Here is a 19,700-nt window from a genome sequence, read left to right as displayed (position 1 = left end):
TAGCGTTTTCACTAATTTATACATTTCTCGTCGTTGAAAGGAGACATGATGAATAATTTTCGTTTACAGATTCCGACAGACATCCGTTTCGGACGTGACCGCTTAGCTGAATTGCCAGAGGTCTTGGAACAATTCGGCAAGAAGGTACTTTTGGTCTACGGTGGTGGCTCCATCAAGCGCTCTGGTCTCTATGATAAGGTTACGGCCTTGCTGAAAGACAATGATTTTGAGTGGGTGGAGCTGGCAGGTGTCGAGCCCAATCCGCGGATTGATTCAGTCCGTGAAGGTGGAAGGTTGATTCGCGAAAATAGCCTAGACATGCTTTTGGCTGTCGGTGGCGGTTCAGTCGTTGATGCCAGTAAGGTTATGGCTGCGGCAGCTTATTACGATGGTGATGCCTGGGATTTGGTCAAAAATCCTCGCCTGATTGGCCAGGCAGTTCCGATTGTAGATATTCTGACGCTGGCGGCAACTGGTACAGAAATGAACCGTGGGGCTGTGATTTCCAATATGGAGACCAATGAAAAATTGGGTACAGGTGGCTGGGAGCTCATTCCGCGGGCCTCTTTCTTAGATCCGACCTTGACTTACACGGTTTCAAAATGGCAGACGGCAGCTGGTACGGCGGATATGATGAGCCATCTTTTTGAGCAATATTTTAATCGCACAGTTGGAGTGGATGTTCAGGATAGCATTGCAGAGGGCTTGTTGAAGACGGCCATCAAACATGGTCCGGTGGCTCTTGCAGAACCAGAAAATTATGAGGCGCGTGCCAACTTGCTTTGGACCTCGACCCTGGCTTTGAATGGCTTGGTTGCTAGTGGACGTGCGGGCGGCTGGACTTGCCATGCTATCGAGCATGAATTGTCGGCCTATTATGATATTACGCACGGTATTGGTTTGGCTGTCTTGACACCGCGCTGGATGAAATTCTGTGTTGATACTGATCCGACGACACATGCGAAATTTGCAACTTATGCCCGCAATGTTTGGGGACTGACAGAAGGTTCAGATGAAGAATTGGCTAGACAGGCTATTGAGAAAACCTACCATTTCTTCAAAAATGAGATGGAAATTCCGATGACCTTGCCTGAAGTAGGTATCCCAGTCCAAGATTTGGTGAGAGAAATGAGCGAGCAGGCTGTGTTGCATGGTCGCTTGGATGGAAATGTTTTTGTGACTCTTTCAGTGGACCATGTGGAAGAGATTATTCTTGCCTCCTTTGTGGAGATGGAGGAGTTTTAGGCCTAAGTAGGTTTAAAAAGAGCACGAGAGCTATTTTGTGAAAAAAAATCGATTAAAAACGCACCAAATTTGGTGCGTTTTGTGTTACAATAAAACTAAGAATAGGGGGAAAGGCTATGATTGGAGACAATATAAAATCACTACGCCATACACACGATTTAACACAACCAGAATTTGCGAAAATGGTGGGGATTTCACGCAATAGCCTGAGTCGTTATGAAAATGGAACTAGTAAAGTTTCAACAGAACTCATCGATCGTATTTGTCAAAAATTTAACGTTTCTTATGTCGATATTGTAGGGGAGGATAAGATGCTAACACCTGTTGAAGATTACCAACTGACTTTAAAAGTAGAAGTGATAAAAGAACGTGGAGCTGCCATTTTATCACAGCTTTATAGATATCAGGATAGTCAAGATATTGCTTTTGATGATGAATCCAACCCTTGGATTTTGATGAGTGATGATTTGGCTGAATTGATCAATACAAAGATTTACCTTGTCGATACTTTCGATGAAATAGAGCGTTACAATGGTTATTTAGACGGTATCGAGCGGATGTTAGAGATGGTGCATCATCGGGTGGTGGCTTAATGAGGTTGGAAGAATTTAGTGAAGCTGAGTTTCAGAAGGCTTTACAGCGAACCATTCGGGCTTTAACCCGAGGAAAGACGATCCCAGATCGACCAAAAGCTATCTTGCTTGGAGGACAAAGCGGGGCAGGTAAGACGACTATTCATCGTATCAAGCAAAAAGAATTTCAAGGTAATATTATTATCATCGATGGTGATAGCTACCGTTCTCAGCATCCCAACCACTTAGCCCTGCAAGAAAAGTATGGCAAGGACAGCGTGGACTATACCAAGGGATTTGCAGGAAAAATGGTAGAACAGTTGGTTGATGAACTCAGCACGCAGGGTTATCACTTGCTGATTGAGGGAACCTTACGAACTACTCAAGTTCCTCGTCAGACTGCTCAATTACTCCGTTCTAAAGGTTACCAAGTTTCTTTAGCTGTAATTGGTACCAAACCAGAGCTTTCTTATCTCAGCACCTTGATTCGTTACGAAGAACTTTATGCCATCGATTCCAATCAGGCCAGAGCAACGCCAAAAGAACACCATGATGGGATTGTAGAGAACTTGGTGGATAACTTGGTGGATAACTTGAGGGAGTTAGAAAGTGAGAAACTCTTTGAACGAATTCAAATTTACCAAAGAGATAGAACTTGTATATATGATTCTGAATCAGATGAAGGTTCCGTAGCAGAAGTGTTACAAGAGTATCTCTTTGGAAAATGGAGTAAGGTAGAGGAAGAGATGATGAAGTTTGGACAGGAACGGTTGAGGGAGATGAGTAAAAGTAATGGAAACGACGTATAGTTATATGCAGTATCTTATATTCTAGAACATAGGATTACTTTATACGAAGCTTTAAAAGTAAAGATAGTTGGTGCTTCTAAAACGGGTAATCCCTATGTATCAATTGTTAATCAATAGTAACCTTTATCAAAGAATGGCTGGGCTCTATCTTAATGATGTAAAAAAATTCTGAACGGAGATTTTGATAAGAAGCTTCAATTCACCTAGAACAAATGTTCAAAATTCCAACATATTCTTGTTTATTTTTGATATAATGTAAAAAAACAACAAAGGATTAAACATGAATAAACGAGAACGACTAGAAGAAATTACACGATTGGTAAACAAAAAAGGCACAGTTCGAATTTCTGAGATAGTAGAATTGCTAAATGTTACTGATATGACTGTTCGACGTGATTTTATTGAATTGGAAGAGCAAGGTGTCTTAACAAAAATTCACGGCGGTGCTAGAAGTAATAAGGCTTTTCAATATAGGGAATATTCCCATTCTGAGAAACATATTCAAAATAAGGAAGCCAAGCAAGAGATAGCAGAAAGTGCAGCACAACTGATAGAAGATGGAGACACGGTATTCTTAGGCCCAGGAACAACAGTGGCCTTTCTGGCTGAGGCCATTAAAAATCCTCGCTTAACGGTCATCACCAACTGTATGCCTGTTTTTACCATCCTATCTCAAAAGAAGACTGAGGATTTTCAAGTCTTTCTCTTGGGGGGAGAATATCGTCAAGTGACAGAATCTTTTGTAGGAGAAATTACCAATACAAGTTTAGAAAAAATGCGATTCAGCAAGATTTTCTTTTCAGGTAACGGACTTAAGGGAACTGATGTCATGACCTCTACCTTAGCCGAAGCCTATACGCAAAATATTGCCATTAAACATTCTTTAGAAAAATATCTACTGCTGGATGCCTCAAAAATTGGAAAAGATGATTTTACTTCCTTTTGTGATTTGAATGATGTAACTGCTCTAGTGACAGATATGAATGCGAATGATGAAAACTACCAATTATTACATAACCACATTGAAATTATTTCTACAAAATCATAAAGTTATCAAAACCAACAGCAAAATGTTGGTTTTTTGTTTGTATACGAAAAAAATAAACAAAAATTAAACAAAATATGTTGACTTTATGTTTGTTTGGTTGTATAATTTAAACATAAAAAGCGAAAACGCTTTTTCTCAGTTTTGCAAAACAAAGATATTCTGCCAAATATGGCTACAACTTACTATTTTTGTTAGGAGATAGGTTATGACAATCATTATCGGTGCTGATCCAGCGGGTTCAAAACTAAAAGACGTTATTAAAGATTATTTGCTAGAAAACTCATATGACTTTAAAGATGTCAGTGATGGAAGTGATTTTGTTGATACAACTTTGGCAGTAGTTGCAGAAGTTAATCAAGAGGAAGGAAATCTTGGCATTGTGATTGATGCTTATGGTGTTGGTCCATTTATGACCGCAACTAAAGTCAAAGGCATGATCGCTGCAGAAGTTTCAGACGAACGTTCTGCCTATATGACAAGAGGACACAACAATTCGCGTATTATTACAATCGGTAGTGAGATTGTAGGAGAGGGAATTGCTAAAAATATCGTTAAAGGATTTGTTGAAGGTGAGTATGATGGTGGCCGTCACCAAATTCGTGTCGATATGCTAAATAAAATGTGCTAATTGTTGTAAACAAAGGAGAATAAGAGATGAAAATTGCAATCGGTTGTGACCACATTGTAACCTATGAAAAAATTGCTGTGGTAGATTATTTGAAAAATCAAGGATATGAAGTATTGGACTTTGGGACTTATGACAATGTTCGTACTCATTACCCAATCTTTGGTAAAAAAGTTGGTGAAGCTGTTGCAAGCGGACAAGCAGATTTGGGAATTTGTATTTGTGGAACAGGTGTTGGAATCAACAATGCTGTAAACAAGGTTCCAGGTGTTCGATCAGCCTTGGTTCGTGATATGACCTCTGCGCTTTATGCTAAGGAAGAGTTAAATGCCAACGTCATTGGTTTTGGTGGCAAAATTACGGGTGAGTTGCTTATGTGCGACATCATTGAAGCCTTCATTAAAGCAGAATACAAACCAACTGAAGAAAACAAACGTTTGATTGAAAAGATTGCTGCAGTTGAAACGCTCAATCAAGAGCAGGCTAATCCAGAGTTCTTTACGGAATTTCTTGAAAAGTGGGATCGTGGAGAATACCACGACTAGGAGGCTCACATGATTTTGACGATTACTTTAAATCCGTCGGTTGATATTGCCTATCAATTGGATACCTTTCAATTGGATACTGTCAATCGAGTCGAAAAAGTTCAAAAAACAGCTGGTGGCAAGGGGCTCAATGTCACACGAGTTTTGAAACAAATCGGTGAAGATGTTGTGGCTACTGGTTTCATTGGTGGTGAACTTGGAAATTATGTGAAAAAGCAACTAACTCGAAGCGATATTAAAAATTCCTTTGTGGAAATTGGGAATGAGACACGTAATTGCATTGCGGTTCTTCATGATGGCAAACAGACGGAGATTTTAGAACAAGGACCAACTATTCAAGAGCATGAAGCCTTGAATTTTATCGAACATCTTGAAATCATCCTGAACAATGTAGATGTTGTTGCTATTTCAGGAAGTTTGCCTAAGGGACTTGCTAGCAACTACTATGTTAAGGTAATTGAACTTTGTAAAAAATGTGGAGTGGCTGTTGTTTTGGATTGTTCTGGTGAGGCGCTGAAAAACGTTTTAGAAAGCCAGCAGAAGCCGACAGTTATTAAGCCGAATACAGAAGAGTTATCACAGTTAATTGGAAAAGATGTCACGGATGATATTCAAGAGTTGAAATCGGTTTTGTCTGGTCAACTTTTTCAAGGAATTGAGTGGATAGTCGTCTCATTAGGGGCACAGGGGGCTTTTGCCAAGCACAATGACAAGTTCTATCGTGTCAGAATTCCAAAAATCAAAGTCGTCAATCCAGTAGGATCAGGAGATTCAACTGTTGCAGGTATTGCAGCAGGTTTGGTCCATGCTCTACCCGAAGCAGAATTATTAAAAAATGCTAATGTTTTAGGCATGTTAAATGCCCAGGAAGAACAGACGGGTTACGTCAATTTAGAAAATGCAGAATCGTTGTATTCTCAAATCGAAGTCGAAGAGGTATAATATGGTAGCAACAGCAGATAAAAGAAAATACATGGAAAAAGTAAGCAATGAAGCAGGTATTATTTCAGCTTTAGCTTTTGACCAACGTGGAGCCCTGAAAAAAATGATGGCAAAACATCAGACAGAAGAACCTACTGTGGAGCAGATGGAAGAACTAAAGAAACTAGTTTCAGAGGAATTAACACAGTTTTCTTCCTCAATTCTGTTAGATCCTGAATTTGGTTTGCCAGCATCACGCGCCCGTGACGAACAGTGCGGTTTGCTCCTAGCTTATGAAAAAACTGGCTATGACACCAGCTCTACCAGTCGTTTGCCAGATTGCCTGGTAGAATGGTCTGTCAAACGACTAAAAGAAGAGAGGGCAGATGCCATTAAGTTTCTACTCTACTATGACGTTGATGGTGATCCATACGTTAATCTTCAAAAACATGCCTATATTGAACGTTTAGGTTCAGAATGTCAGGCAGAAGGTTTGCCATTCTTCTTGGAGATTTTGAGCTATGATGAGACGATTGAAGACAATGCTAGTGTTGAGTTTGCTAAAGTTAAACCTAGAAAAGTAAATGAAGCCATGAAAGTATTTTCGGATGAACGTTTTGGAGTAGATGTTCTCAAGGTAGAAGTACCTGTGAACATGAATTTTGTAGAAGGCTTTGGAACAGGGGAAGTCGTTTATACAAAAGAAGAAGCAGCCGAATATTTCCGTCAACAAGAAGCATCAACTCATTTGCCATACATTTATCTAAGTGCAGGTGTTTCAGCAAAACTCTTCCAAGATACTCTAGTGTTTGCACATGAAGCAGGTGCTAAATTTAACGGTGTTCTCTGTGGTCGTGCAACATGGGCAGGTGTTGTGCCAGTTTACATCGAACAAGGAGAAGAAGCAGCACGTGAATGGTTACGAACTATTGGTCGTGAAAATATTGAAGGGCTTGATGCAGTCTTGTCTCAAACTGCAACATCCTGGCTAGAAAAATAATTGAAAAAACAACCATTTTCTTAAAAGAAAGGGTTTACATTTTCTGAGAATATGCTATAATAATCTCATCAGCAAGAATAGAGTGGATTGTAACTAATTCGATTAGGCAAGACTACAAATGGATTTGAGAGTAGGATATTCTCGGTTTGTTTGTAGTCTTTTTTTGCTTAAAAATATAGGAGGGATATATGTTTAGGATTATACAGTCACTAAATAATAACGCTGCCCTGGTGAAAAATGAACATGGGGAACAGGCAGTCGTGATGGGATTAGGTATAACCTTTCAAAAGAAAAAAGGGGATTTAATTGTTAAGGACAAGATAGAAAATATTTTTTCACTAAAAAATGATGAGGCCAAAGAAAATTTTCTAACCTTATTAAAAGATATTCCATTAGATTTTATTTCGGCAACCTACACGGTTATTAATCATCTGGTAGAAACTTATCATTATCCTGTACAAGAATATCTATATGTGACACTGACAGATCATATCTATTGTGCATATCAGGCGGTTTTAAAGAATAGTTATCAAGAAAGTAGACTACCCAATATTTCAGCTGAATATCCATTGGAATATAAAATGGGGCGTGAAGCCTTAGCTATGTTTCGTGAAAAGTTGCTAAATGATTTTCCAAATGATGAGATTGGTAAAATTGCACTTCACTTAATCAATGCAAAAGGTGAAACAATTCATCCCACAAGTGAAGAACATGACATCAGTAAGAAAATTATTGCTGAGGTTGAACAAATTTTGATAGAGAATGGGATTAAACGCTCAAAAGAAAATAGCAATTTTTATGATCGCTTTATGATTCATTTGTCCTATTTTCTGAATTACTTAGATAGATCCCATCAATCAAATGAATCGATTGCTAGTTTGGAACAGTACATCAAGCTCCAGAATCCAAGAGCCCATCAGGTTGGAAGTCAGATTTTTGAGATGATTACATCATTGGTTGATGAGCCAGTAAATGATAGTGAAAGGTTCTATATTGTGTTACATATTCAACGGTTGTTGTAAATCAATTCAATTTTAAAAGGAGGTTCGTATTATGAACAGAGAAGAAATTACTTTATTAGGTTTTGAGATTGTTGCATTCGCTGGTGATGCTCGTTCTCGTTTGATGGAGGCACTGGCTGCTGCTCAAAAAGGTGATTATGCAAAAGCAGAAGAACTAGTTGAAGCTGCCAATGCTTGTATTGTTGAAGCCCACCATGCTCAGACAAGTTTGTTGCAGAAAGAAGCGGCTGGTGAGGATTTAGCCTTTAGTGTAACTCTCATGCATGGCCAAGACCATCTCATGACAACATTGTTATTGAAAGATATGATGAGTCATATGATTGAACTTTACAAACGAGGTGATAAGTAATGAATAAATTGATTGAATTCATTGAGAAAGGGAAGCCTTTCTTTGAAAAGATTTCGAGAAACCCTTATTTAAGGGCTATCCGTGATGGTTTTATTGCTGCCATGCCGGTTATCTTGTTCTCAAGTATCTTCCTATTGGTGGCTTTTGTTCCTAATATCTTTGGTTTTACTTGGTCTGATGAAGTAGTTGCGGCTATTATGAAACCTTACGGTTATACAATGGGTATTGTAGCTGTCTTAGTCGCAGGAACGACCGCAAAATCTTTGACAGATGCGTTTAACCGTCAATTGCCAAAAACCAATCAGATTAACTTCATTGCAACCATGATTGCCTCAATTTCAGGTTTCTTATTACTGGCTTCTGATGGTATTGAAGGTGGATTTGCCAATGGTTACATGGGAACTAAGGGACTTTTGACAGCCTTTCTAGCAGCCTTCATTACGGTTAATATCTATAAGGTCTGTGTGAAAAACAATGTCACCATTCGTATGCCAGATGAAGTTCCACCGAACGTATCCCAGGCATTTAAAGATGTGATTCCATATGCATTGTCTATCTTTGTCTTGTATGGAATTGATCTTGTTACACGTCAATTCCTTGGAACAAACGTTGCTGAGGCGATTCTGAAATTATTTGAGCCTCTGTTTACAGCCGCAGATGGTTATGTTGGTATTACAATTATCTTTGGTGCCTATGCTTTGTTCTGGTTTGTAGGGATTCATGGTCCATCTATTGTGGAACCAGCAATTGCAGCCATTACTTATGCCAATATTGAAACCAACTTCCAGCTTCTACAGGCGGGTCAACATGCGGACAAAATCCTGACTTCAGGTACTCAAATGTTTATTGTGACAATGGGTGGTACAGGTGCTACCTTGGTTGTGCCATTCATGTTTATGTGGTTGACTAAGTCTAAACGAAATAAAGCAATTGGACGTGCTTCAGTTGTTCCAACTTTCTTTGGTGTAAACGAACCGATCTTGTTCGGTGCACCACTTGTACTCAACCCAGTATTCTTTGTTCCATTCATCTTAGCTCCAATTGCTAACGTATGGATTTTCAAATTCTTTGTTGATACGCTTAAAATGAACAGTTTCAGCGTTAACTTGCCATGGACAACTCCAGGACCATTGGGGATTGTAATGGGAACAAACTTTGCTCCACTTGCCTTTGCACTAGCTATCTTATTGGTAGTTGTCGATGTACTTATCTATTATCCATTCTTGAAAGTTTACGATGAGCAAATTCTTGCTGAAGAACAATCAGGGAAAGTTGAAAATGGATTGAAAGAGAAAGTGGCGGCTAACTTTAATACTGCCAAGGCGGATGCTATCCTTGAAAAAGCTGCAGTTGATACCGAAATTTCTGAACAAACCAACGTTCTGGTACTTTGTGCAGGAGGCGGTACAAGTGGATTGCTTGCTAACGCTCTAACGAAAGCTGCAAAAGAATATGGTGTTCCAGTTACAGCTACAGCAGGAAGCTATGGGGCGCACCGTGAGATTTTACCAGAGTATCAATTAGTCATCCTTGCACCTCAAGTAGCATCAAACTACGATGACATTAAACAAGAAACCGATGCATTGGGTATTAAACTCGCCAAAACTGAAGGGGCTCAATACATTAAACTCACACGTGATGGTCAAGGTGCTCTTGACTTTGTCAAACAACAGTTCTAGAACCTGTATTCACAGTTCAGCACCTCCATCTAAGGCTAGTTTTTCAGCTACTCATCGTTAGTTTTTTTCAAAATACAGTCAGTATTCCCTCAAAAAACCGCCTTGATTAGCGAAAAACTATCTCTTATATACAAGCACTTCACTTGTGAATGTAGGTTCTTAATCAAAAGGGGAGGGAGTTATCATCTCCAACTCCTACCCCTTTATTTATTTTTGATAGAAGAAGGTAGGCATATGGTTAAAACATTACCGAAAGATTTTATATTTGGTGGGGCAACTGCTGCATATCAAGCAGAGGGTGCTACACAGACGGATGGAAAAGGTCGTGTTGCGTGGGACAAGTATCTAGAAGATAATTACTGGTATACTGCGGAACCAGCTTCTGATTTTTATAATCGTTATCCAGTTGATTTAGAACTAAGTGAACAGTTTGGGGTGAATGGCATTCGGATTTCGATTGCGTGGTCTCGTATCTTCCCAACAGGCTTTGGAGAAGTGAATCCAAAGGGAGTAGAGTATTACCATAAATTATTTGCGGAATGCCATAAACGTCATGTAGAACCATTTGTAACGCTTCACCATTTTGATACACCAGAAACGCTACATTCTAATGGTGACTTTCTAAATCGAGAAAATATTGAGCACTTCGTCAATTACGCAGCGTTTTGCTTCAAAGAATTCCCCGAAGTTAATTACTGGACAACCTTTAATGAAATCGGTCCAATTGGTGATGGGCAATATCTAGTTGGGAAGTTCCCACCAGGGATTCAGTATGACTTAGCTAAGGTATTCCAATCCCACCACAATATGATGGTTTCACATGCCAAGGCTGTTAAGCTATACAAGGATGCTGGTTATAGTGGAGAAATTGGTGTTGTACACGCATTGCCAACGAAATATCCTTATGATCCAAGCAACCCTGACGATGTTCGTGCAGCGGAACTAGAAGATATTATTCATAATAAATTTATCCTCGATGCTACATACTTGGGTTACTATTCTGAAAAAACGCTTGAAGGCGTTCGACATATTCTGAAAGTAAATGGTGGGGAATTAGACCTTCGTGATGAGGACTTCGCTGCCTTAGATGCCGCAAAAGATTTGAACGACTTCTTGGGCATCAATTACTATATGAGTGATTGGATGAGAGCTCATGATGGAGAAACGGAAATTATCCATAATGGTAAAGGTGAAAAGGGAAGTTCTAAGTATCAAATCAAGGGAGTTGGTCGTAGAGAATCTCCAGTCGATATTCCGAAAACGGATTGGGATTGGATTATCTACCCACAAGGTCTTTATGATCAAATCATGCGTGTGAAAAATGATTATCCAAACTATAAGAAAATCTACATCACTGAAAACGGCCTAGGATATAAAGATGAGTTTGTAGATGGTACAGTCTATGATGATGGTCGAATTGATTATGTGAAAAAGCATTTAGAAGTGATTTCAGACGCTATCTCAGATGGTGCCAATGTTAAAGGGTATTTCATCTGGTCCTTGATGGATGTATTTTCTTGGTCAAATGGATACGAGAAACGATATGGATTGTTCTATGTTGACTTTGAAACCCAAGAACGCTATCCAAAGAAAAGTGCTTATTGGTATAAAAAGGTAGCAGAAACACAGGTTATTGAATAAAACTAATACAAGGATGCCTAGCTCAAGTTAGCATCCTTGTTTTCATATAAGGGAGGCAGTTTTTATGCTCGAATTAAAAAATGAGAACTTAACAGTACAATTTTCTGAATTAGGTGGGCAAATTATTTCCATTAAAGACAAGGATGGTATCGAGTATCTTTGGCAAGGCGATCCGACCTATTGGAGCGGTCAAGCACCAGTTCTATTTCCGATTTGTGGAAGTTTACGAAATAATTGGGCTATCTATGAACCTGCAGAAAGACCGACATTTACAGGCACAATTCCAAGGCATGGACTTGTGAGAAAAATGATGTTCAAAAATGTAAATAGTACTGAAAACTCTTTAGAATTTTCTATTTCATCAAACGAAGAAACCGTAAAAAATTACCCTTTTGAATTTGAGCTTTCCATTAACTACTCACTACTTGGCAATACAATTCGAACTGAATATCGGGTGAAAAATCTTGAAGGACATAGAAAGCTACCTTACTTTATTGGGGGTCATCCAGGTTTTAATTGTCCTTTGTTGGATGGTGAGAGTTATGAAGACTATTATTTAGAATTTGAAAAAGTAGAATCTTGTACGGTACCTAGAAGTTTTCCAGAAACTGGCTTACTTGATCTGCGAGATCGTCGGCCATTCTTGGAAAATCAAAAGACCTTGGACTTGTCCTATAAACTGTTTGAGCATGATGCCGTAACATTGGATCAATTAGTATCACGAAAGGTAACCTTGAGATCCAAAAATCATCAGAAGACTCTTTCGATTGCATTTGATGATTTTCCATATTTAGTGATTTGGTCAACTACAAATCAGAGTCCCTTTATCGCATTAGAACCTTGGAGCGGACTCTCTACATCACTGGAAGAATCTGATATTTTTAATGCCAAACGAAATATTAGTTACGTTGCTCCAAAAGAAGTTGATACAAAATATTTTGATATTATTATTGAGTAACCTTTTGAAAATGTTTGTTCGTTACAGAAATTTGCTAAAATAGTTTGAATAATGAAAAAACTAAAAAATATTAAGCCACGATGGTTTGTTTTTATTTGTATCCTAATTTTTCTCGCTTTAGGTTTTGACAGTCGGCTTCAAGTAACTCATTACAGGCTTGTTAGTCCCAAAATATCTCAGCCAATCAGACTTGCTCTAATTACTGATTTACACTCATCAAATTACGGTAAAAATCAGATACAAATCTTGGAAGTATTAGAGAAAGAAGAGCCAGATATCATTTTATTAGGTGGAGATATTTTTGATGATGAACTTTCTGACAGAAAAACTCTAGAATTGTTAAGCGGGCTAGGAAAATTTAATCATACTTACTATGTGTCAGGTAATCATGAAATATGGAGTAATCGATATGATCAGATGCTGGAACATCTGAGACAACAGAATGTGGTCGTATTATCTGGAGATAGTAGTAGAGTTGATGTAAGGGGGCAGTCCATCACTATTTCAGGCATTGATGATCCTGAATATTTTCAAAAGTATGATACTAGTGAGAGTTTGCTAGACCAACTTGAAGACATAAAAGGGAAGCAAATAAGCACTGACTTCCAAGTTTTACTAGCGCACCGACCAGAACTAATTGATACTTATCAAAAGTATGGATTTGATTTAGTGTTATCTGGTCATGCGCATGGAGGACAATGGAGAGTGCCTTATTTGATTAATGGTGTATTCGCGCCTAATCAAGGTTTTCTTCCGAAATATGCAGGTGGTTTATATGAAGTTGAAAATTCGCATTTTATTGTAAGCAGGGGTCTGGCCAAAGAATCTACACGAGTACCAAGATTCTTTAATCGCCCAGAAATCATCATTGTAGATCTTGTTAATCCGTAACTTCACTTCTTTCAAATCACTCAAAAACCCACTGACTTAATTAGCCAGTGGGTTTTATTACTTATCCGAATCAAAATCTTATTTCAAAAAAGGTAGTGAAAAAGGTAGTGATTCGACTGATTTATACTGCAATGTAATGAAAATAAAAATTTCAAAAGTCGCTTAAAATCAAGGTTTCTACCGCCAATTGACGTGTAGTGAATCCCTATTTCACATCAGTAAAGATTAAGTATTGTCTATTTTAGCTGTTAGAAACGTTTATATATCAACGTTTTTGTAATATTCCTTAGCAAAAGGTAGAGTGAATGGTAGAGTAGTTATTGCGTTAGTTCAGCAATCTGATCAAGATAAATACCCACAGCTTCTAACATTCGTTGAGGTGCTAATTCAGCGTAAGTATCCATTGTTATCCTAGTTGATTAAAAAAATCTCTGATTTCCTCATCTTTTATAAAATAATATATAATTTTCCCCTCTCTTCTAGTGTCCAAGATGTTTTGATTGGCTAGTTTACGAAGATGGTGGGAGGCAGATGCCATACTGAGATTTAGTAAACAGGCTATATCGCAGACACAGAGTTCTTCAACAGCAAGGAGATAAAAGATGATATTTATCTGTTTATTATCGGTAAACTTTGATAAAATGCGAAGTGATTTTTGGACTTTTTCCTTTTCAAGGTAGTTCGTTGCGGTTGTAACATTTTGTTGATTTATAACATCCACTTGACAGATACTATCTTTTTTCATAATTTTTTTCTCCTAGCCTAACACAGCCCATAGCATGTCAAAGCTGTTGTTTTCAATCAGGATATATATCCCCAATCCTAAATAAACAACGGCAATAAACCATCTGCTATATTTTTCCAAAGTTTCTCCAACAGAAGGGACTTGTGCCAATTTTTGGGCAGAAAAAACCAAGAGATAAATCATGACTAGAAAGGTAAGTAAAGCCACTATCAAATTCGCTAAATTTAAGGTGGTAAAATATGGGACAAAGACACCAATATTGTCAGCGCCACAACTTGCAAAAGTAATCATAGCGACTAGAAAAATCAGGTTTTTATTGTCTTTTCGCAAACCATCTTTTGCAATAGCTTCTCCATCAGAATCTCCTAAAAGCAAAACTTTGAGGCCTAGGAAAATTGGAATCAAACCGAGTAAACCTAAAATCTCTTTACTAGGAATATAATTTAAGACAAATGCAAAAAGCAAACTTAGCAATATTAGACTAACAGAGCCTAGAAATTGTCCTAAATAGATGTTAATGATGTCTTTTCTGCTTTTTCTTTTGGCAAAAAATAACATTAGGATAATAAGTAAGTCTACGGCTGTCCCAGAATACAGGATTATTGAAGTAACAACATTTTGAATCATAAAACACCTCATTCAAATATATTTTTGAATGAATTTTAACATTAAACTTTGTAGATGTCAACTTAAAATCCACCAAAATATAGATAAGAAGTTAGTGTACCAAATATTAAAAAGCCCTGCCATCGAAATGATAGCAGGGCTTAACTTCAATATCCAGATGATATATTTATCTAAAAAAGGTAGAGTAAAAGGTAGAGTTTTTATTGATTTGTAGTGCGATATAATGAGTTTCAAAAAATCAAAAATCGCTTAAAATCAAAATTTTGACGTCTATTGACGTGTACTGAAACCCTTACTTAACCTCAGTAAAGGTCTAATAATGTCTATTTTAGCGATTATAAACCTTGATATAGCAAGACTTTTATGAATTGTCCTCCAAAAGTGTAGAGAAAAATGTAGAGATAGAATAACTATGCCGTTAATTCGTCTAATTTGGTTTGAAACAAGCTAACAACTTCCAATTTTCTTTTGCGCTAGTGAAGCGTACGTATCCATGGTAGTGGAGATTGACCGATGCCCTAATCGAACTTGTAATTATTACTTCAGTTTATCTTGTTGCGTTATAGTAATATTTAGTTCCAAACAGAAAAATACTTGATTGATAAGTAAATATATGTTAGAATGAAATCGATAAATAGAAAGCGCATTCATGGATTAGGTAAATATTGTGGACTAAAAAACTTCCTAATTTATTTTTGTTGCAGGTAGTTATAATTGGTAACGCAAATTCATATAAACAGGATCTGCAGAATGGAGAACACCATGAAGTGAGAATTCAGTCGTAAAAAAAGCCAGGTGGACTTGATGTGGGGAAAGCAGACTGATGGGGGATGTATTTTTATAGATTTCAAATTAATATTAATAAGGATAGGAGGTTCCCTGTAGATGAAAATCTACATTTATTAACTTCTGAAAAGTCATCAATTACTCATAAAGTAAATATGACAATTGAAAATAGGAAAGGAGAATATCATGCATAAGTTTGAAAAGCTATTGCTATTGTCAGGGGTTTCAGCTAGTTTATTTTTAGGATTGGGAGTGAACGCTACTTCTGTTTATGCAAATACAAAAGTAGATCAGGTAGATTCAACTATCTTAGGTGGCTGGAATGAGGAAACAGGTAAGTTTTCTAACCAGAATAGTAATTTAACGCCTGGAATTTCTAGATTGCGAGCAGCCAACAGTGGACCGATACATAATGGAAAACGTGAAAACCGTTTTCGGAAAGATGGTCTTGAATCGAGAGCTGTTGCTTCTACCACTTGGCCAGGAGTCTATCATTACAGTAGAGCTCAGATGGTAGGGGCGTATGGAAGAGGTCGTGTTAATACTGACTCAGGTCGTGTTTGGGCTCGTAATGGTACACAAGCTTACTCTCCATGGGTATTTGAAGGAGAGATTAGTACAAATCTCGCGAAAACTTTCTATGGTAAATAGTAATTGTTAAATAAATATGCCTTTTCATTAAAAAAGAAAAGGCATATTTTCTATCAGGTGATAATTTATGAATTTATTGAGAAAAATACAAATTTATATACCACTATTTATTTTAATGGCGTGTCTATGGCTTAATTACTATTACCAAAATCAGCAAAACTTAGTGGTGTTAGAAAGTAATGCTCTTAGAACATCAAACCATTTATCTCTATCTTCTGATGAATTTAGTGACATATTGACTAAAATTGGTAAGAATAATGATAACTTTTGGCTAGTTCAGAAGATAGAAAATGGAGATAAGGATGTTCTGAATATTTTTGCCAATAACTGGGATAATCTTCACTTCCCTCATAAAACAGGAGAATTATTATATAAAAATAATGATTCGAAAGCCTTGATTGGCTATTCAATAAAGACTATTTATGAAGAAAATAAAGAATATGTTATTTTTGAGGGAAGAAAATATGAAGTAATTGGAAAACTTGGAATGTTAGCTAATAGTCCGTTGTCCAGAACCATTTTAGTTAGTGACAAAAAGTTATTAGCACATGAAGGGGAACTCAGTTTAAATGGTGAATTAAATGATCCCAATTTTCAGAATCATACGAAACCAGGTGATAACATAGGTGTTGAACGTATTTTTTCTTTGTCACAATTTGCTTTCTTATTGAATGCAAGTACTGTAACGTTTGTCGGTCTATCTATTATTTTTTGGATACATTTCCTTATCCGAAAAAATAACAAAATATATCAAACATATCATTTATTAGGAAAAAACTGGGTATCCATTTATATCAAAGAATTATTTTTTCTACTTTCAGCAAATATTTGTATTTTGACGACATTTACCTTCCTATTTAAGCTACTAGGAGAGAGGCAAATGATGTTACCCCACCATTTAGCGATGGTCTTGATTGAGGTGATTAGTTTTACATTTTTGTTTTACAGAGGGAGAGCTAATGAAAAATAGAAATAATGACATACATATAAAAAAAACAATTCCCTCCGTCCTACTTCACTTACTTGCAAGTTTATTAGTCATATTACTTACGGTAGTTATCACATTAACTAGTCAGTTATTATTAAAAAATGATCAAGCTAAAAATAATATAACCCGACTATCCAACGGTTATTATAGTTACACTATAATTGATACTCTATATGAAGACGATGCTTTTTATCAGTTTAGGAGTGATAAAGAGAGTCTTGATACTCTTAGAATATTTTACAATAACTTGTATCAATCAAAAGAAATTGAGTTGTTAGCAACTTTTAATCAACCGCTTTTTATTCAATCATTCAATAAAGGAGAGAAATTTTTATATGATGAAGGGATGCTAGAAACCAATGGAAACACTAAGGATCCTGAAGCAGTAAAATCTTTTCAAATGAATCGGAAAGCATTTGATTTTTATCATTTAAAAGTTGAAGAGGGAGAGGAAATAGATTGGCCCTCTATATCTTTATTAGATTTCAACTCCTATCCTATACTTTTAGGTAGTCAATTTCGTGAACATTACAAACTAGGAGATAAAATCACTGGGGAATTTTATACGAAAACAATAACGTTTGAAGTTAAGGGTTTTTTAGAACCAAATAGTTATGTTTTCTATAAAGGGAATGCGGAATTTTATTTAGATGATTATATCGTTATACCTTATCCTATTGAACTTCCAGACATTAAGACAAAGGATTTTACATTTGAAGGTATTTTATATTTCGCTATGATTAATAGCCAGTTTGCAACACGTTTACCAAGAGAGAAGGTTTTGGAAGTGCTTCGAGAACAATCGGAAAAGTCAGGTTTTGTTGATTTTTCGCTGTTGGAAGTGGATGATTTTTTAATAAAATACGAGCAATTGTTATCGGTCATTAGTCGTCTTCAAATTTTATTGATCATACTAGTAGTTGCTCTAGGTATTCTTTTTTTATATGTTATAGGAAGCATTTTAGTATCTATTTTACGATACCAGGCGGATGAGATTCGCATTAGTTGGTTAATTGGGTATAACGTAAGAGATCGAATTTTATCCAGAATATGTATTTGGCTCTATTTATCATCTTTATTGACTTGTTTTGTGATAGAAATTTTATTATTTAAACAAATTTTTGTGTTACCTATTATGGTTGTAAGTAACTTTATCTTATATTTTATTATCTATTGCACACTAATTAAAATAAGTGAATATGAATAGGAGAAATCGTATATGATCATACTAGAAAACATTGACAAAAAATACCATAAGCACAAGGTATTTACCAAATTTAATATGAAAATAGAACCTGGAGAGATAACGGCAATTAGGGGAAAAATTGGTTCAGGGAAATCAACTCTATTAAGGATTCTTGCTGGATTAGATACATCTTATCACGGAACATGCTCCATTTTTGGACATTTAATGATAAAAAATGATAAGGAATTGGCGCACTATCGTCTTCAAAATATTGGCTATATTCCACAAGATTATCAGTTACTCGATGATTTAACTTGTTTTGATAATATAGCCTTACCCTTAAAGTTTTTGAAAGTATCCAAGAATGAGTCAAACAATAGAGTGATGAATATCATGAGAGAATTAAATATTACTCATTTAAAAGATAAGTATCCAGTGGAGATTTCAGGAGGACAAAGCCAGTTAGTATCTATTGCACGTGCTTTAGTAAAAGAACCGGCTATTATAATTGGCGATGAACCAACAGGAGCTCTTGATAGAAAAACAGAAGAGCTCGTATTGCAGTGTCTAAGATATCGTCAATCTAAAAATTCTTGTATCATTATTGCAACTCATAGCAAAGCAGTTGCAGAAAAATGTCAAAAAATAATAGAATTAAACTAATTAGTCAGATAGTTAGATTTGATATTAAGTTACAGAAATTAGTCCTTGTTATAAATGCACGCTACCTCCCCTTACTATTGAACTGTATTTAGAATTCTATATAAGAAAAATCTACATATAAATTCTATTTTAAAAATAGCAAAGGAACACCTCATATGAGGTGTTCCTTTTCATATCTGCATGTTCTACTTATATTTTTTATTATCTAAAAAAATGTAGAGATTCGGTTGATTTTTATTGCAATGTAATGAAAGTTCATCTTTCAAAAATCGCTTAAAATCAAGGTTTCTACCGTCTATTGACGTGTAGTGAATCCCTATTTCACCTCAGTAAAAATCACGTGCTTACGCAATTTTGGTGAGTATTTTTTCAATTGAAGACGGTCTGGAGTGTTACGTTTGTTTTTTGAAGTAAGGTACAAACGCTCACCAGATTCTTTGTGTTCAAGTGTGATATTTACGCGCATGGTATCTCCCTTCTATTATTCAGCTGAAGCAGCTTTAGCGATTTTACGTCCTTTGTAGTATCCTTTCAAAGATACACGGTGAGAACGTGAGTAATCTCCAGTAGTTTCGTCAAATTTCACAGTTGGAGCTGCTACTTTATAGTGAGTACGACGTTTGTTTTTCTTCGCTTTTGAAGTGCGACGTGCAGGTACTGCCATTTCTTTCTTCCTCCGTTAAATATAAGGGGCAAGCCCTTTTTAAATCTAAAATAGTGCGTATGACTTTCGTCAACTTTAACAGTAT

The 19,700-nt window shown here is 36.6% G+C and carries 23 protein-coding genes and 1 pseudogene; 19 read left to right on the top strand and 5 right to left on the bottom strand.

Going from position 1 to position 19,700, the window contains the following annotated elements; genetic code table 11:
• Window positions 1-48 precede the first annotated feature (48 nt).
• The 14 genes from ACVC7T_RS04240 (at window position 49) to ACVC7T_RS04175 (ending at window position 13,305) form a co-directional block, all read left to right on the top strand.
• The gene (locus ACVC7T_RS04240) at window positions 49-1,245 is read left to right on the top strand and encodes an iron-containing alcohol dehydrogenase (RefSeq protein ID WP_105123018.1); all 1,197 of its coding nucleotides are present in this window, start codon (window positions 49-51) and stop codon (window positions 1,243-1,245) included.
• A 116-nt stretch (window positions 1,246-1,361) separates the two neighbouring features.
• The gene (pezA, locus tag ACVC7T_RS04235) at window positions 1,362-1,838 is read left to right on the top strand and encodes a type II toxin-antitoxin system antitoxin PezA (RefSeq protein WP_447262541.1); all 477 of its coding nucleotides are present in this window, start codon (window positions 1,362-1,364) and stop codon (window positions 1,836-1,838) included.
• Entirely contained in the window at window positions 1,838-2,626 is a 789-nt protein-coding gene (pezT, locus tag ACVC7T_RS04230; protein WP_447262540.1) for a type II toxin-antitoxin system toxin PezT, read from the top strand. Before pezA ends, pezT begins: the two co-directional genes overlap by 1 nt.
• A 280-nt stretch (window positions 2,627-2,906) precedes the next feature.
• The gene (locus tag ACVC7T_RS04225; protein ID WP_447262539.1) at window positions 2,907-3,674 is read left to right on the top strand and encodes a DeoR/GlpR family DNA-binding transcription regulator; all 768 of its coding nucleotides are present in this window, start codon (window positions 2,907-2,909) and stop codon (window positions 3,672-3,674) included.
• A gap of 205 nt (window positions 3,675-3,879) precedes the next feature.
• A complete protein-coding gene (gene lacA, locus ACVC7T_RS04220) occupies window positions 3,880-4,302 on the top strand; it encodes a galactose-6-phosphate isomerase subunit LacA (RefSeq protein WP_447262538.1) in 423 nt (140 codons plus the stop codon).
• Window positions 4,303-4,328: 26 nt separating this feature from the next.
• A complete protein-coding gene (lacB, locus tag ACVC7T_RS04215; RefSeq protein WP_018031055.1) occupies window positions 4,329-4,844 on the top strand; it encodes a galactose-6-phosphate isomerase subunit LacB in 516 nt (171 codons plus the stop codon).
• Between the two features lie 9 nt (window positions 4,845-4,853).
• On the top strand, window positions 4,854-5,786 hold the full coding sequence (locus tag ACVC7T_RS04210) for a tagatose-6-phosphate kinase (protein WP_447262537.1): 933 nt from the start codon (window positions 4,854-4,856) through the stop codon (window positions 5,784-5,786).
• Between the two features lies 1 nt (window position 5,787).
• Window positions 5,788-6,765: a tagatose-bisphosphate aldolase gene (lacD, locus tag ACVC7T_RS04205; protein WP_447262536.1), complete on the top strand. Its 978-nt coding sequence runs from the start codon at window positions 5,788-5,790 to the stop codon at window positions 6,763-6,765.
• A gap of 188 nt (window positions 6,766-6,953) precedes the next feature.
• Entirely contained in the window at window positions 6,954-7,787 is an 834-nt protein-coding gene (locus ACVC7T_RS04200) for a PRD domain-containing protein (RefSeq protein ID WP_447262535.1), read from the top strand.
• Between the two features lie 31 nt (window positions 7,788-7,818).
• Window positions 7,819-8,136 carry a PTS lactose/cellobiose transporter subunit IIA gene (locus ACVC7T_RS04195; RefSeq protein ID WP_003048451.1) on the top strand — a complete coding sequence of 106 codons (318 nt, stop codon included), beginning with the start codon at window positions 7,819-7,821 and terminating at the stop codon, window positions 8,134-8,136.
• Window positions 8,136-9,815 (top strand): lactose-specific PTS transporter subunit EIIC, encoded by a 1,680-nt coding sequence (locus tag ACVC7T_RS04190; RefSeq protein WP_447262534.1) that lies wholly within the window; start codon window positions 8,136-8,138, stop codon window positions 9,813-9,815. Before ACVC7T_RS04195 ends, ACVC7T_RS04190 begins: the two co-directional genes overlap by 1 nt.
• A gap of 234 nt (window positions 9,816-10,049) precedes the next feature.
• Entirely contained in the window at window positions 10,050-11,456 is a 1,407-nt protein-coding gene (gene lacG / locus ACVC7T_RS04185; RefSeq protein WP_027973567.1) for a 6-phospho-beta-galactosidase, read from the top strand.
• A gap of 64 nt (window positions 11,457-11,520) precedes the next feature.
• Entirely contained in the window at window positions 11,521-12,414 is an 894-nt protein-coding gene (locus ACVC7T_RS04180; RefSeq protein ID WP_447262533.1) for an aldose 1-epimerase family protein, read from the top strand.
• Window positions 12,415-12,465: 51 nt separating this feature from the next.
• Complete coding sequence (locus ACVC7T_RS04175) at window positions 12,466-13,305, top strand: metallophosphoesterase (RefSeq protein WP_447262532.1); 840 nt, start codon at window positions 12,466-12,468, stop codon at window positions 13,303-13,305.
• 317 nt (window positions 13,306-13,622) lie between these two features.
• Here ACVC7T_RS04175 and ACVC7T_RS04170 read toward each other — a convergent pair.
• The 3 genes and pseudogenes from ACVC7T_RS04170 to ACVC7T_RS04160 all read right to left on the bottom strand — a co-directional run.
• A pseudogene (locus ACVC7T_RS04170) lies at window positions 13,623-13,724 on the bottom strand (site-specific integrase); the annotation flags it as partial.
• The gene (gene cadX / locus ACVC7T_RS04165; protein WP_000711078.1) at window positions 13,712-14,050 is read right to left on the bottom strand and encodes a Cd(II)/Zn(II)-sensing metalloregulatory transcriptional regulator CadX; all 339 of its coding nucleotides are present in this window, start codon (window positions 14,048-14,050) and stop codon (window positions 13,712-13,714) included. The pseudogene ACVC7T_RS04170 and the gene cadX, both read right to left, overlap by 13 nt.
• 12 nt (window positions 14,051-14,062) lie before the next feature.
• Window positions 14,063-14,677 (bottom strand): CadD family cadmium resistance transporter, encoded by a 615-nt coding sequence (locus ACVC7T_RS04160; protein WP_447262531.1) that lies wholly within the window; start codon window positions 14,675-14,677, stop codon window positions 14,063-14,065.
• A gap of 28 nt (window positions 14,678-14,705) precedes the next feature.
• Here ACVC7T_RS04160 and ACVC7T_RS04155 point away from each other — a divergent pair, with 28 nt between their 5' ends.
• From ACVC7T_RS04155 to ACVC7T_RS04135, 5 genes are all read left to right on the top strand, one after another.
• A complete protein-coding gene (locus tag ACVC7T_RS04155) occupies window positions 14,706-14,891 on the top strand; it encodes a hypothetical protein (protein WP_029943815.1) in 186 nt (61 codons plus the stop codon).
• Between the two features lie 758 nt (window positions 14,892-15,649).
• Window positions 15,650-16,114, top strand: a complete 465-nt coding sequence (locus tag ACVC7T_RS04150) for a hypothetical protein (protein ID WP_394731598.1) — start codon at window positions 15,650-15,652, stop codon at window positions 16,112-16,114.
• 67 nt (window positions 16,115-16,181) lie between these two features.
• Entirely contained in the window at window positions 16,182-17,084 is a 903-nt protein-coding gene (locus ACVC7T_RS04145; RefSeq protein ID WP_394731597.1) for a hypothetical protein, read from the top strand.
• Window positions 17,074-18,309, top strand: a complete 1,236-nt coding sequence (locus ACVC7T_RS04140) for a hypothetical protein (RefSeq protein ID WP_394731596.1) — start codon at window positions 17,074-17,076, stop codon at window positions 18,307-18,309. Before ACVC7T_RS04145 ends, ACVC7T_RS04140 begins: the two co-directional genes overlap by 11 nt.
• A 12-nt stretch (window positions 18,310-18,321) precedes the next feature.
• Window positions 18,322-18,951: an ABC transporter ATP-binding protein gene (locus ACVC7T_RS04135; RefSeq protein ID WP_394731595.1), complete on the top strand. Its 630-nt coding sequence runs from the start codon at window positions 18,322-18,324 to the stop codon at window positions 18,949-18,951.
• Window positions 18,952-19,267: 316 nt separating this feature from the next.
• Here ACVC7T_RS04135 and rpmG read toward each other — a convergent pair whose 3' ends face one another.
• Together rpmG and rpmF are read right to left on the bottom strand one after the other, a co-directional pair.
• The gene (gene rpmG, locus ACVC7T_RS04130) at window positions 19,268-19,417 is read right to left on the bottom strand and encodes a 50S ribosomal protein L33 (RefSeq protein WP_002262412.1); all 150 of its coding nucleotides are present in this window, start codon (window positions 19,415-19,417) and stop codon (window positions 19,268-19,270) included.
• Window positions 19,418-19,432: 15 nt separating this feature from the next.
• On the bottom strand, window positions 19,433-19,615 hold the full coding sequence (gene rpmF, locus ACVC7T_RS04125) for a 50S ribosomal protein L32 (RefSeq protein WP_002937589.1): 183 nt from the start codon (window positions 19,613-19,615) through the stop codon (window positions 19,433-19,435).
• Between the last annotated feature and the right edge of the window lie 85 nt (window positions 19,616-19,700).

This window comes from Streptococcus sp. P25B114, from assembly GCF_053010325.1.
The sequence above is the reverse complement of the archived record's forward strand: the minus strand, read 5'-3'. Positions and strand labels throughout refer to the sequence as shown.

Coding starts and splice junctions, on each gene's coding strand:
- ACVC7T_RS04195 (WP_003048451.1), top strand. CDS start 7,819: ATGAACAGAGAAGAAATTACTTTATTAGGTTTTGAGATTGTTGCATTC.
- lacB (WP_018031055.1), top strand. CDS start 4,329: ATGAAAATTGCAATCGGTTGTGACCACATTGTAACCTATGAAAAAATT.
- ACVC7T_RS04190 (WP_447262534.1), top strand. CDS start 8,136: ATGAATAAATTGATTGAATTCATTGAGAAAGGGAAGCCTTTCTTTGAA.
- pezT (WP_447262540.1), top strand. CDS start 1,838: ATGAGGTTGGAAGAATTTAGTGAAGCTGAGTTTCAGAAGGCTTTACAG.
- rpmF (WP_002937589.1), bottom strand. CDS start 19,615: ATGGCAGTACCTGCACGTCGCACTTCAAAAGCGAAGAAAAACAAACGT.
- ACVC7T_RS04145 (WP_394731597.1), top strand. CDS start 16,182: ATGAATTTATTGAGAAAAATACAAATTTATATACCACTATTTATTTTA.
- rpmG (WP_002262412.1), bottom strand. CDS start 19,417: ATGCGCGTAAATATCACACTTGAACACAAAGAATCTGGTGAGCGTTTG.
- ACVC7T_RS04135 (WP_394731595.1), top strand. CDS start 18,322: ATGATCATACTAGAAAACATTGACAAAAAATACCATAAGCACAAGGTA.
- ACVC7T_RS04175 (WP_447262532.1), top strand. CDS start 12,466: ATGAAAAAACTAAAAAATATTAAGCCACGATGGTTTGTTTTTATTTGT.
- ACVC7T_RS04155 (WP_029943815.1), top strand. CDS start 14,706: ATGAATTTTAACATTAAACTTTGTAGATGTCAACTTAAAATCCACCAA.
- ACVC7T_RS04160 (WP_447262531.1), bottom strand. CDS start 14,677: ATGATTCAAAATGTTGTTACTTCAATAATCCTGTATTCTGGGACAGCC.
- ACVC7T_RS04150 (WP_394731598.1), top strand. CDS start 15,650: ATGCATAAGTTTGAAAAGCTATTGCTATTGTCAGGGGTTTCAGCTAGT.
- lacA (WP_447262538.1), top strand. CDS start 3,880: ATGACAATCATTATCGGTGCTGATCCAGCGGGTTCAAAACTAAAAGAC.
- ACVC7T_RS04210 (WP_447262537.1), top strand. CDS start 4,854: ATGATTTTGACGATTACTTTAAATCCGTCGGTTGATATTGCCTATCAA.
- ACVC7T_RS04140 (WP_394731596.1), top strand. CDS start 17,074: ATGAAAAATAGAAATAATGACATACATATAAAAAAAACAATTCCCTCC.
- ACVC7T_RS04180 (WP_447262533.1), top strand. CDS start 11,521: ATGCTCGAATTAAAAAATGAGAACTTAACAGTACAATTTTCTGAATTA.
- ACVC7T_RS04200 (WP_447262535.1), top strand. CDS start 6,954: ATGTTTAGGATTATACAGTCACTAAATAATAACGCTGCCCTGGTGAAA.
- lacG (WP_027973567.1), top strand. CDS start 10,050: ATGGTTAAAACATTACCGAAAGATTTTATATTTGGTGGGGCAACTGCT.
- lacD (WP_447262536.1), top strand. CDS start 5,788: ATGGTAGCAACAGCAGATAAAAGAAAATACATGGAAAAAGTAAGCAAT.
- pezA (WP_447262541.1), top strand. CDS start 1,362: ATGATTGGAGACAATATAAAATCACTACGCCATACACACGATTTAACA.
- cadX (WP_000711078.1), bottom strand. CDS start 14,050: ATGAAAAAAGATAGTATCTGTCAAGTGGATGTTATAAATCAACAAAAT.
- ACVC7T_RS04225 (WP_447262539.1), top strand. CDS start 2,907: ATGAATAAACGAGAACGACTAGAAGAAATTACACGATTGGTAAACAAA.
- ACVC7T_RS04240 (WP_105123018.1), top strand. CDS start 49: ATGAATAATTTTCGTTTACAGATTCCGACAGACATCCGTTTCGGACGT.